The 12,454-nt window shown below is 68.1% G+C and carries 10 protein-coding genes; 4 read left to right on the forward strand and 6 right to left on the reverse strand.

Annotation, left to right across the window (positions count from 1 at the left end):
* Positions 1–191: 191 nt before the first annotated feature.
* The 4 genes from pxpB to BMY06_RS09100 all read left to right on the forward strand — a co-directional run bounded on the left by pxpB (position 192) and on the right by BMY06_RS09100 (position 5,266).
* Positions 192–860 (forward strand): 5-oxoprolinase subunit PxpB, encoded by a 669-nt coding sequence (gene pxpB, locus BMY06_RS09085; protein ID WP_124263376.1) that lies wholly within the window; start codon positions 192–194, stop codon positions 858–860.
* On the forward strand, positions 857–1,927 hold the full coding sequence (locus tag BMY06_RS09090) for a 5-oxoprolinase subunit C family protein (protein ID WP_074982770.1): 1,071 nt from the start codon (positions 857–859) through the stop codon (positions 1,925–1,927). Before pxpB ends, BMY06_RS09090 begins: the two co-directional genes overlap by 4 nt.
* 148 nt (positions 1,928–2,075) lie before the next feature.
* On the forward strand, positions 2,076–2,828 hold the full coding sequence (gene pxpA / locus BMY06_RS09095) for a 5-oxoprolinase subunit PxpA (protein WP_065065656.1): 753 nt from the start codon (positions 2,076–2,078) through the stop codon (positions 2,826–2,828).
* A gap of 260 nt (positions 2,829–3,088) precedes the next feature.
* Entirely contained in the window at positions 3,089–5,266 is a 2,178-nt protein-coding gene (locus BMY06_RS09100) for a tetratricopeptide repeat protein (RefSeq protein WP_074982773.1), read from the forward strand.
* Here the strand turns inward: BMY06_RS09100 and BMY06_RS09105 are convergent.
* The 6 genes from BMY06_RS09105 to BMY06_RS09130 all read right to left on the reverse strand — a co-directional run bounded on the left by BMY06_RS09105 (position 5,247) and on the right by BMY06_RS09130 (position 12,395).
* Positions 5,247–6,383: a TraB/GumN family protein gene (locus BMY06_RS09105; protein ID WP_074982993.1), complete on the reverse strand. Its 1,137-nt coding sequence runs from the start codon at positions 6,381–6,383 to the stop codon at positions 5,247–5,249. The two genes, BMY06_RS09100 and BMY06_RS09105, sit on opposite strands and share 20 nt — an antisense overlap.
* Positions 6,384–6,510: 127 nt before the next feature.
* A complete protein-coding gene (locus BMY06_RS09110) occupies positions 6,511–7,530 on the reverse strand; it encodes a peptide ABC transporter ATP-binding protein (protein WP_065065654.1) in 1,020 nt (339 codons plus the stop codon).
* Complete coding sequence (locus BMY06_RS09115; protein ID WP_074982775.1) at positions 7,527–8,546, reverse strand: ABC transporter ATP-binding protein; 1,020 nt, start codon at positions 8,544–8,546, stop codon at positions 7,527–7,529. The genes BMY06_RS09110 and BMY06_RS09115 overlap by 4 nt, the downstream gene beginning before the upstream one ends.
* An 84-nt stretch (positions 8,547–8,630) precedes the next feature.
* Positions 8,631–9,548: an ABC transporter permease subunit gene (locus BMY06_RS09120; protein ID WP_074982776.1), complete on the reverse strand. Its 918-nt coding sequence runs from the start codon at positions 9,546–9,548 to the stop codon at positions 8,631–8,633.
* Between the two features lie 51 nt (positions 9,549–9,599).
* Positions 9,600–10,613 (reverse strand): ABC transporter permease subunit, encoded by a 1,014-nt coding sequence (locus BMY06_RS09125; protein WP_065065651.1) that lies wholly within the window; start codon positions 10,611–10,613, stop codon positions 9,600–9,602.
* Between the two features lie 147 nt (positions 10,614–10,760).
* Positions 10,761–12,395, reverse strand: coding sequence for an ABC transporter substrate-binding protein (locus BMY06_RS09130; RefSeq protein ID WP_074982778.1), 1,635 nt, complete (start codon positions 12,393–12,395; stop codon positions 10,761–10,763).
* Positions 12,396–12,454 lie beyond the last annotated feature (59 nt).

Raw genomic sequence — 12,454 nt, forward strand, 5'->3', positions numbered from 1 at the left:
TGTAGAGGCGGCCTGCTTGCGGCGCGCCTGGCACAAACGCTTGTTGAGAATTTGTCGATAATTTGTCGAGAATGTACGCTGACAGAAACGGGCTTGCCTGCAACCCGCCTGCAATCCGCTTGCGACCTGTTCGCGGCCTGTTCGCGGCCTGTTCGCGGCCCGTTTTCCCTCCATTTCCGGACACCATGCGCATACCCGTTCCACGCATCTACTTTCTCGGCGACGAGGCGCTCGTCTGCGAAGCGCCGCCGCCCGCCACGCTGGAAGTCCAGCGCCGCATCTGGGCCGTGGCCGCGCAGGCGCGCGGTTGGGACGCCGTGCGCGAGGTCGTGCCCGGCATGAACAATCTGACGATTGCCTTCGATGCGCTCGACGCCGATGCCGCCGCGCTGGCCGCCGCGCTCGAAGCCGCGTGGCACGCCGGTGAAAGCAACGACGCAAGCCACGCGCCGCCCGAAGGCCGCGACATCGAGATTCCGGTGAGCTACGGCGGCGCGGCGGGCCCGGATCTCGCCGACGTCGCGCGCCATACGGGCCTCGCGCCCGAGGACGTGGTGCGGCGTCACGCGGCGGGCGTCTACACGGTGTTCTTCCTCGGCTTCCAGCCCGGCTTCGCGTATCTCGGCGGCCTCGACGCGTCGCTGCACACGCCGCGCCGCGCCGAGCCGCGTCTGGCCGTGCCCGCCGGTTCGGTCGGCATCGGCGGAGAGCAGACGGGCATCTATCCGGCCGCCTCGCCCGGCGGCTGGCAACTGATCGGCCGCACCGCGCTCGCGCTGTTCGATCCCGCGCGCCAGCCGCCCACGCTGCTGCTGCCGGGCGACCGCGTGCGTTTCACCATTGCGGAGATCCACGCATGATCGAAGTCCTGCGCGCGGGCCGCCTCACCACGGTCCAGGATCTGGGCCGCCCCGGCTATCGGCATCTGGGCGTCGCGACGGGCGGCGCGCTCGACACGCTCGCGCTCGAAGTGGGCAACCGGCTGGTCGGCAACCGCCCCGACGCCGCGGGGCTCGAAATCACCTTCGGCCCGGTCGCGCTGCGTTTCGCGCGCGCGACGCGCGTGGCCATCACCGGCACCGACTTCGGCGCGACGCTCGGCGACCAGCCCGTGTGGTCGTGGTGGAGCCTGCCGGTCGCGGCCGGCGAGACGCTCGTGCTGAACGGCGCGAAGCGCGGCATGCGCGCGTACGTGTGCGTCGCGGGCGGTATCGACGTGCTGCCGATGCTCGGCTCGCGCAGCACCGACCTCGCCGCCGGTTTCGGCGGGCTCGCGGGCCGCGCGCTCAAGGACGGCGACCGGCTCGCCACGGGCGCGTCGTTCGCGCCGGGCGGCGAACGCGCCTCGCTCGGTCCCGAGGCGCCGCCGTTCGGCGTGAAGGCGCCGACGCTGTGCAACTTCGTCCACGTCGACGAGCCGTATCACCGGCGCGGGCGGCATCCCGACGGCATGCTCTGGGCGCTGCCCGTGCGCGTGCTGCGCGGACCGGAATACGAGCGCTTCACGCCCGAGGCGCAGCGCGCGTTCTGGTCCGACGAATGGCAGGTGACGCCCAACAGCAACCGCATGGGCTACCGGCTCGACGGCACGCCGCTCGCGCGTGTCGCGCAGGAGACGGGCGGCGCGCTGCTCTCGCACGCCGTGCTGCCCGGCACGATTCAGGTGCCGCCGAACGGCCAGCCCATCGTGCTGATGAGCGATGCGCAGACCACCGGCGGCTATCCGAAGATCGGCGTCGTGATCCGCGCCGATTTGTGGAAGCTCGCGCAGGTGCGGCTTACGGCCGGCGTGCGCTTCGTCGAGGCGACGCCCGCCGTGGCGCGCCACGCGCTCGAAGAGGAGCGCGCGTATCTGCGCCAGATCGACGCCGCCATCGGCATGCAGGAGGAACGCTACGCGAGCCGCAAGCGCAACGCCGCAGCTTGAGGAAGCACGCGCGCCACGACGCAGCGGACAGCGACACGCGACAACACACATCGACACGCATCGACAGGCAAGGCAAAGCAGCACCCCGCACCAGGCAACGACACGCCCGCGCGCGACGCGGACGTGAGGCAACACGGAGAGAATCACCATGACGACCATCGATCTGAACGCCGATCTCGGCGAAGGCTGCGGTTCCGACGAGGCGCTGCTCGACCTCGTGAGCTCGGCCAACATCGCGTGCGGCTGGCACGCGGGCGGCGCCAACGCCATGCGCGAATGCGTGCGCTGGGCCGTGGAGAAAGGCGTGTCGATCGGCGCGCACCCGAGTTTCAACGATCCCGAGAACTTCGGCCGCAAGGAAATGGATCTGCCCGCCGGGGACATCTACGCGGGCGTGCTGTATCAGCTGGGCGCGCTGTCGGCGATCGCGCAGGCCGAAGGCGGACGCATCGCGCACGTCAAGCCGCACGGCGCGCTCTACAACCAGGCCGCGCGCGACGCGAAGATCGCCGACGCGATCGTGTCCGCCGTGCACGACTTCGATCCCTCGGTGACGGTATTCGCGCTCGCGGGCAGCGGCCTCGTGGCGGCCGCGCGCGAAGCGGGCCTCGTGGCCGTGGAGGAAGTGTTCGCGGACCGCGGCTATCGCGCCGACGGCTCGCTCGTGCCGCGCAGTGAGCCGGGCGCGCTGCTCGATGACGAAAGCACCGTGCTCGCCCGCACGCTCGCGATGATCCGTGAGCAGCGCGTGCAGGCCGTCGACGGCGCGTGGGTGCCGCTCAACGCCCAGACCATCTGCCTGCACGGCGACGGGCCGCACGCGCTCGAATTCGCGCGGCGCATCCGCGCAGCGCTCGACGAAGCGGGCATCGGCGTGCGCGCGGCGGGTGCGCAGGCCTGAGGCGCTACGACGAAGCCCTACGACAAAGCGCGACGACAAAGCGCGGATGGCGGCGCGGGCGTGGCGCTGCGTGGCGCGGGCATCGTCCGGGCAGGAGAAAACGAACCGTGACCCGTCACGCTTCTTGACGATTCGCCGCGCTGCTTTGGGAGTTTTCTGATCGTCGCGCAGGGCACGGGCCGCTAACTTTCACGGTTCCTCCCTTCACGATCACGGTGGGTTCACGGATTCGCGCCGCGGCCCCGCCCCCGCCCCCTTCCATGTCCCCGACGCCCCCGCCCGATCCCGACGCCCGGCAGCCCGCCAACGTCCCCGATGCTTCGCCGCCGCAGATAACCGATCCCGCCGCCAGCTTCGCCGCCGCACTCGACGCCCACCGCGCCGGCCATCTGGACGCCGCACAGTCGCGCTACATGGCGCTCGTCGCCGCAGACGCCACGCATGCGGCGGCGCTGCATTACTGGGGCGTCGCGCGCCATCAGCTCGGCGACCATCGCGGCGCGCTGCTGCTGATGGACCGCGCGCTCGCCCACGCCGGCGGCGACGCGATCTGCTGGAGCAACCGCGCGCTCGCGGCGCACGCGCTGGGCGACAGCGCCGAGGCGCTGCGCAGCCTGCGCGAGGCGCTGCGGCTCGATCCGTCGCTCGCCGAAGCGCACAGCCATCTCGCGCTCGTCCTGCGCGATCGGGGCGATCAGCGGGATCTCGCGGCCGCCGTCGAGCACGGACGCGCGGCGCTGGCGCTCGCGCCGGATTATGTCGACGCGCACGTGAATCTCGGCAGCGCGCTCGCCGCGCTCGGCCGTCACGGCGAGGCCGTCGCGAGCTATCGCGCGGCGCTCGCGCTCACGCCAGGCGACGCGGGCATCCACTTCAATCTGGCCAACGCGCTGAATGCGCTGGGCGACGAGCCCGCCGCCATCGCCGGCTATCTGCGCGCGCTCGAACTGCATCCGGCTTACGCGGCGGCGTGGGTGAACCTCGGCACGCTGCTCGGCGGCACGGGCGACTACCGCAGCGCCGAAAAGTGTTACCGCCATGCGGTGGCGCTGGAGCCGAATCCGGCCAATCTCGTCTGCCTCGGCGCCGCGCTGGGCGCGCAGGGCCGCAACGATGAAGAGGAGCCGTACTATCTGCGCGCGCTGGCGCTCGACCCCGAGCATGCCAACGCGCAACAGAACCTCGTCTGGCTCAAGCTCAAGCGCGGCCAGTATCGCGAAGGCTGGGCGGCCTATGCGCGACGCTGGCGCGCCGCCGACTACGCGCCCTTCGACGTCGACGGCATGCCCGAATGGCGCGGCGAACCCTTGGCGGGCAAGCGCGTGCTGCTGGTGCACGAACAGGGTTTCGGCGACCAGATCCAGTTCGTGCGCTACGCCGCCGAGATCGCCGCGCGCGGCGCGAGCGTGGACGTCTGCGTGCCGCGCGCGCTGCTGTGGCTCGCGCAATCGGCGCCGGGCGTGCATCGCGCGTGGAGCGGCACGCCGTCGGGCGGCTACGACTACTGGATCTACATGATGAGCGTGCCGCCCGTGGTCGGCACGACGCTCGACACGATTCCGGCCACGGTGCCGTATCTGTTCGCGCGCAAGACGGAAGTCGCGGCGTGGCGTGCGCGTGTGCAGGCGGCCATGCAGGCCGATCTTGCGCGGCGCGCGGGCAAGAGCTTGTCCACGGCTAAGGCCGGGCAGGCGGCGACAGCGCGCAAACCCGCCGGGCATCGCTGCGTCGGACTCGTGTGGGCGGGCAATCCGGGCTTCTACAACGACCGCAACCGCTCGCTGCCGCTCGCGGCGCTGCGCGACTGGTTCGCGCTCGCGCACGTCAGCTGGTTCTCGCTGCAAAAGGGCGAGGCGGCGCGCGCCCAGTTGAGCGCGCTCGCCGATCCCGCCAATGCCGCCGATTCCGCCTCGAACACCGTGATCCACGATTTCAGCGACGATCTGCACGATTTCGCCGATACCGCCGCGCTCATCATGAATCTCGATCTCGTGATCGCCGTGGATACGTCGGTCGCCCATCTGGCGGGCGCGCTCGGCAAGCCGGTCTGGGTGCTGGTGCCCGCGAACGGCGAGTGGCGCTGGCTGGAGCATCGCGCCGATTCGCCGTGGTATCCGACGGCGCGTCTGTTCCGTCAGCGCGAGGTGGGCGACTGGCGCGAGGCCATCGACGAGGTCCGCGAAGCGCTCGCCGCCGCGCCGACGCGGGTACGCGCGAAGTCGCGGCCGGTCGCGCGGAAGCTGGAGACAGCGGAGAAGGAAAGCGCCGTCACGCCGCAGCCGCAGGCAGAGCGCAAGCCGGGACACAAGCCGGCACGAAAGCCGGCGCGCGTCCGCGCCGTCGCCGGTGAAAGCACCGCCAACACCGCAAGCGGCGATCTCGTCGATCAGATGGACAACCCCGCCGTACCGCCCACGCTCACCCCGGATCCACCGTAAACCCGCGCTGACGCAGCAACTGCAACACGCCCTTGCGCCCTCCCAGATGCAGCGCGCCGATCGCCACGAACAGCGGCTTGTTCGGCGCGGCGTACTGCTGCATCCGCGAGACGAAGCGCCGGTTGCGCTCGTAGACGATGCGGTTGTCCACCGAAGCCGCCACGCGCCAGTCGCGCGACAGCTTTTCGGTGCGCGCCGCATCCCACGCGGCGATGGCGTCGGCGTCGCCCACGCGCCAGAGGCGCAGCAGCGTCTGCACGTCGGCGACGTTCTGCGCGGGCGTCTGCGCGAGATCCTGCGCCAGCATCTCGCGCTGCTGCGCGAGGTTCAGGTTCGTGAACGCGCGCATCTGCTCCGACAGCGTCTCCAGCCCGACGATGCGCCGCCCCTTCAGACGCAAAAACACGTTCTGCAATTGCGCCTCGGTGCCGTATTCGGTTTGCAGCCCGGCGCTCAGCGAATCGTAGGTTTCGACCAGCAGCGAGGCGAGCCACGGTTTCATCTTGCGGATTTCCGCCAGCGCCTCGGGATTGCCGCGCATGCGCGCCGCGAGTTTCAGCCACAGCGGGTCGGGCAGCAACTGTTCGAGACAGGGCTTGCGGCAGACGCCGTACTTCGAGACGTCGTCCTGCGAGACGAGCAGATCGTCGGGGGAGAGTTCCAGCGCGAGCGTGGGCGAGGCGTTGAGCGCCGCGAGAATCGGCGCGCGAAACGGCTGGCCGGGCGGATAGTCGACCGGATCGCCCACATGAAGCGTGCCGAGCAGATAGATGGTGGTGCTGCCGCGCGTGGCGACATAGAACGGCATGCGCGCGGGCCGCGTGCGCACCGGGCCGCCGGCGGTCGTGCCCGATGCGTAGCTCGGCACGGCGGGCGGCGAATGGAAGCCGGGCAGGCCGCCGCCCGACGGCAGGCGGGAGCCGGAAATGGGCGGACGCACGTTGGGCGCGCCGGCAGTATTGGCGGCGGCGCCCGCCGCGAGCGCATCGCCCGCATACGAGCCGAGCACGACCGCCAGCGCCAGCGCCGCGCCCATTGCCGCACGCGCGAGACCCCGCCACGATGCGCGCCGCCCGTCCATCGGACCCGCACATCCCCACACCGAGCGAAAAACCATCCGCAAACCCGCGCGAGCCCTCCTCGCCAGCCACTGCGCGCGCGCTTGCCGGCGCGCGCGCGTCGTCATCGACATGGCGGAGCAGCCGCCTGAAAGCGCGCGCGCCAGACGGCGCGCCATCGCTGTATCAGGCCGAACTGCTGCTCCCATCCATTTCCCCCACCTCTTCCGCACGATGGCAGGATACCTGACGCCCATCAACTTCGCGAAGTTGCGGCACTTCCTGACGGCACCGCTCGATCGCGTAAGGGCAGCGCTGATGGAACGTGCAGCCCGACGGCGGATTGAGCGGCGAAGGCAGTTCACCCTCCAGCTTGATCTTCACGCGGCGGTCCGCCTCGAAGATCGCGGGCGTCGCCGAGAGCAGCGAGCGCGTGTACGGATGGCGCGGCCGGCCGATCACCGTGGCCTTGTCGCCGAGTTCCGCCACGCCGCCGAGGTACATCACCATCACGTCGTCGGCGATATGCTCGACCACCGCCAGATTGTGCGAGATGAACACGTAGCTGGTGCGGAACTGCTCCTGCAAATCCATGAACAGATTGAGAATCTGCGCCTGGATCGACACGTCGAGCGCCGACACCGGCTCGTCGGCGACCACGATCTGCGGATCGAGAATCATCGCGCGCGCGATCGCGACACGCTGGCGCTGCCCGCCCGAAAACATATGCGGATAACGCTTGGCGTGCTCGGGCCGCAAGCCGACGATGCGCATCATGTGCGCGATGCGGTCCGCGCGCTCGCTGGCGGTGAGTTTCGTGTTGATCGCGAGCGGTTCGCCGAGCGTCTGCTCGACGGTCTTGCGCGGATTGAGCGAGGCGAACGGATTCTGGAACACCATCTGCACGCGGCGGCGCAGCGCGGCGATCTTCTCGCTGTTCGCACTGGCCACGTCCTCGCCGTCGATCGTGAGCTTGCCCGAGGTGGGCGGCTCGATCATCGTGAGCTGGCGCGCGAGCGTGGACTTGCCGCAGCCCGACTCGCCCACCACCGCGAGCGTGCGCCCGCGCGAGAGCGAGAACGACACGCCGTTGAGCGCCTTCACGGTGCCCGTGCCGAACATGCCGCGCTTGACGCTGTAATGCTTCTTGAGATCCTCGGCGACGAGCACCTTGTCGTCGGGCGCGGGTTTCTGGACTGCGTTCATCGCGCGCCTCCGTTCGTGTGGTTCATCGCCTGAGCGGCCGTCACGCCCTGCACGTTCAGCGGTTTGATGCAGCGCACGCGCGCGCAGCCGCTTTCATCGGCGACCTCGGCGAGCGCGGGGCGCGCCTTGTTGCAGTCGTCGATCACGTACTTGCAGCGCGGCGCGAACAGGCACCCGCTCGGGCGGTCGTCACGGCCCGGCACCATGCCCGGCAGCGCGGCCAGACGCGCCGCGCCCTGGTTGTGCTCGGGAATCGCGGCGAGCAACGCCTCCGTGTACGGATGATGCGCACGCGCGAAGATATCCGGCACGCGGTTCGTCTCGATGATCTCGCCCGCATACATCACGGCCACGCGCTGCGCGACTTCGGAGACCACGGCCAGATCGTGCGAGATCAGCACGAGCGCCATGCCCCGCTCTTTCTGCAGACGCACGAGCAGTTCCATGATCTGCGCCTGAATCGTCACGTCCAGCGCCGTGGTGGGTTCGTCGGCGATCAGCAGCTTCGGATTGCAGGCCACCGCCATCGCGATCATCACGCGCTGGTTCATGCCGCCCGACATCTGGTGCGGGAAGTTGTCGATGCGGTTCTTCGCGTCGGGAATGCCCACCTGGTCGAGCAGTTCGAGCGCACGCGCATGCAGCGCCGAGCCGCGCAGACCTTCGTGCAGCTTGAGCACTTCCTTGATCTGATAGCCGACCGTGTAGCTCGGATTCAGGCTCGTGAGCGCATCCTGGAACACCATCGCGATGTCCTTGCCGACGATGCGGCGGCGCTCCTTGCCGGTCGCGTTGAGCAGATCGCGGCCGTCGAAGGTGATCGAATCGGCCGTGACCTTGCCGGGCGCGTCGATCAGGCCCATCAGCGCCATCATCGTCACGCTTTTGCCCGAACCCGATTCGCCGACGATGCCAAGCACTTCGCCCGGCGCCACGGACAGATTCACGCGGTCGACGGCGGGCAGGCCGTTGAAATTCACGGCCAGATTGCGGATGGTAAGAAGTTCTTGGGTCATGTCAGGCCTCGCCGGGCCGCCCCAAGAGGACTGACGCCCCCTCGGGGGGCAACGACCGAAGGGAGTGTGGGGGTCGTTTTCATGTCAGGCCATCCGCTTCAGCTTGGGATCGAGTGCGTCGCGCAGCCCGTCGCCGAGCAGGTTGATTGCGAGCACCGAGATCAGAATCGAGAGGCCGGGCATCGTGACGATCCACCATGCGCTGTCGATGTAGTCGCGCGCCGAGGCGAGCATCGCGCCCCACTCCGCGGCGGGCGGCTGCACGCCGAGGCCGAGAAAGCCGAGCGCGGCCGCGTCGAGAATCGCCGAGCTGAAACCGAGCGTGGCCTGCACGATCAGCGGCGCGGTGCAGTTGGGCAGCACCTGCGAGAACATCAGCCGCAGCGTGCCCGCCCCCGCCACGCGCGAGGCGGTTACGTATTCCTTGTGCAGTTCGCCGAGCGCCGAGCCGCGCGTGAGCCGCACGTAGCCGGGCAGCGCCACGATCGCGATCGCGAGCATGGTGTTGGTGAGGCCCGGACCGATGATCGCCACCACGGCCACCGCGAGCAGCAGCGAAGGCAGCGCGAGCAGCACGTCCATGAGGCGCATGATCGGCGTGTCGGCCCATTTCTCGAAGAACGCGGCGACGAGCCCGAGCACGATGCCCGGAATCAGCGCGAGCACGACCGACACGCAGCCGATCCACAGCGACAGGCGCGCGCCGAACATCAGGCGCGAGAGAATGTCGCGGCCCGCTTCGTCGGTGCCGAGAACGAACTTCCAGTTGCCGCCGTCGAGCCAGGCGGGCGGAATCTTCACGTAGTCGCGGTATTGCTCGATCGGGCTGTGCGGCGCGATCAGCGGCGCGAAGATCGCCACGAAAACCAGCAGCAGGACGATCACGCCCGCGCCGACGGCGCCCTTGTTGCGCGAGAAGTTCGCCCAGAATTCGCGCAGCACGAGCGCGCGCCCCGAAGGCGGCGTGACCGCGCGCGGCGCGGTGTTCTGAATGTCAGCCATCACGCCTCCTCGTTTCGATTGTGTTGTGGGGTGGTCTTGTTCATGTGCGGCTTACCTCGTATGGCGAATGCGCGGATTCAGCACGCCGTACAGCAGATCGACGACCAGATTCACGAGGATCACGAGCGTCGCGATCATGAGAATGCCGCCCTGCACCACCGGATAATCGCGGCGGCTGATCGCGTCGATCAGCCATTTGCCGATGCCGGGCCAGGAGAACAGCGTTTCGGTGAGCACCGCGCCCGCGAGCAGCGTGCCGACCTGCAGGCCGATCACGGTCACGACGGGAATCAGCGCGTTGCGCAGCGCGTGCACGACGATCACGCGCATGGGCGACAGCCCCTTGGCGCGCGCGGTGCGGATGTAGTCCTCGCGCAGCACTTCGAGCATCGACGAACGCGTCATGCGCGCGACCACCGCGAGCGGAATCGTGCCGAGCACGATCGCGGGCAGGATCAGATGCGAGAGCGCGGACTTGAACGAGCCTTCGTCGGTGCCCGGCAAAAGCGAGTCGATCAGCATGAAGCCGGTCACGTGCGGAATGTCGAATTCCACCGCGATGCGCCCGGAAACCGGCGTCCAGCCGAGCTTCGACGAGAACACCATGATGAGGATGAGGCCCCACCAGAAGATCGGCATGGAGTAGCCGGTGAGCGCCGTGCCCATCACGCCGTGATCGACCACGGTGCCGCGCTTGAGCGCCGCGAACACGCCCGCCGGCAGCCCGATCACGAGCGCGAAGATCAGCGCGCAGATCGACAGTTCGACGGTGGCCGGAAAGCGCGCCAGAAACTCGCCCATCACGCTCGTGTTGGTGATGATCGAGGTGCCGAGATTGCCTTGCAGCGCGTGGCCGACGTAGTGCAGATACTGCATCGGCAGAGGCTCGTCGAGCCCGAGGCGGTGCATCGCGTCGGCGTGCATTTGAGGATCGACGCCGCGCTCGCCCATCATCACTTCGATGGGGTCGCCCGGAATCAGGTGAATGAGCGCGAACGCCAGAATCGTGATGCCGATGAAAGTCGGAATCACCATGCCGATGCGGCGCAATACGAAGCGGAACATGTGGTGTTCCCCCCTAAAACTTCAATGAGCCTGAAATGAAACGCAACCGGCGACAGGGGCTCGTGACCCCGGTCGCCGGACCATTTTCCGCCTGTTTTCCCGGTGTGCGGGCGAAACGAGGAAACGGAAAGTCTTACCCGATGATCTTTACTGCATGCCCACGCCGTCGAAACGCGCGTAGCCCAGCGGCTCGATGCGCATATCGATTACCTTCTTGCTGACCGGCTGATAGACGGTCGAGTGGGCGATCGGCGAGAACGGCAGTTGCTGCGCGAAGATCTGCTGCGCCTGCGTGTAGATCTTCGTGCGCTCGGCCTGATCCGACGTCTGACGGCCCTTCTGGACCAGGTCGTCGAACGGCTTGTAGCACCACTTGCCGAAGTTATTGCCGTTCACGGCTTCGCATCCGAGCAGCGTGCCGAGCCAGTTGTCCGGATCGCCATTGTCGCCGGTCCAGCCGATCAGCATCGAATCGTCCTCGCCCGCGTGCGCGCGCTTGATGTACTCGCCCCACTCGTACGTGACGATCTTCGCCTTCACGCCGATCTTCGCCCAGTCGGCCTGGATCATTTCGGCCATCAGACGCGCGTTCGGGTTATACGGGCGCTGCACCGGCATCGCCCACAGCGTCATCTCGAAACCGTTCGGGAAACCGGCCTTCGCGAGCAGCGCCTTGGCCTTCGCCGGATCGTACGGCTGCGCCTTGAGCGACTTGTCGTAGGACCATTGCGTCGGCGGCATCGGATTGGTGGCCGCCTGGCCCGCGCCCTGATACACCGACTCGATGATCGCCTTCTTGTTGATCGCCATGTCGAGCGCCTGACGCACTTCGAGCTTGTCCATCGGCTTGCGCGTCACGGTGTACGACAGGTAGCCGAGGTTGAAGCCCGGCTGCGACGGCATGGCGATGTTCGGCTCGGCCTTCAGCGGCGCGATGTCGGCGGGACGCGGATAGCTCATCACCTGGCATTCGTCGCGCTTGAGCTTCTGCACGCGCACGCTCGCGTCCGGCGTGATCGAGAAGATCAGCTTCGAGATCTTCACCGCGCCCGGCTTCCAGTAATCCGGATTGCCGTCGAAGCGGATCGTCGCGTCCTTCGTGTAGCTCTTGAAGATGAACGGGCCCGTGCCGACCGGGAACTGGTTCATGTCGGCGGCCTTGCCGGCCTTGAGCAACTGGTCGGCGTATTCGGCCGAGAGAATCGATGCGAATTCCATCGCCATGTTCTGGATGAACGGCGCGTTCGGCTCGTTCAGCGTGAACTTCACGGTGTACGGATCGACCTTTTCGACCTTGGCGATCAGCTTGTCGAGGCCCATGTCGGTGAAATACGGGAACGACACCGGGTACGCCTTGCGGAACGGCTGGTTCGGGTCGAGCATGCGCTGGAACGTGAACACGACGTCGTCGGCGTTGAACTCGCGCGTGGGCTTGAAGAACGACGTGGTCTGGAATTTCACGCCATGGCGCAGATGGAACGTGTAGGTCTTGCCGTCAGGGGAAACATCCCACGATTGCGCGAGGCCCGGTTCGACCTTGGTGCCGCCGCGTTCGAATTCGACGAGACGGTTGTAGACGGTGAACGTGTTCGCGGTGAAGTCGACGCCGGTCGTGTACTGCGCCGGGTCGAAACCGGCGGGGCTGCCTTCCGAGCAGTAGACGAGCGTCTTGTTCGGGATGCTGCCCGCGGCGTGCGCGAACGGGGCGCCTGCAATCGATGCCGCTGCGAGCGCGACGAGAGACGTCAATCGTGCAGCACGCAACAGTTTGTTTTCTTTCATGTTTCCTCCAGTTCAATGCCGGCCGGGGCCAGCGTAGCGCGATCTTACCTGCCCTTTCT

This window comes from Paraburkholderia tropica (assembly GCF_900109265.1).
GTDB classification, from domain to species: domain Bacteria; phylum Pseudomonadota; class Gammaproteobacteria; order Burkholderiales; family Burkholderiaceae; genus Paraburkholderia; species Paraburkholderia tropica.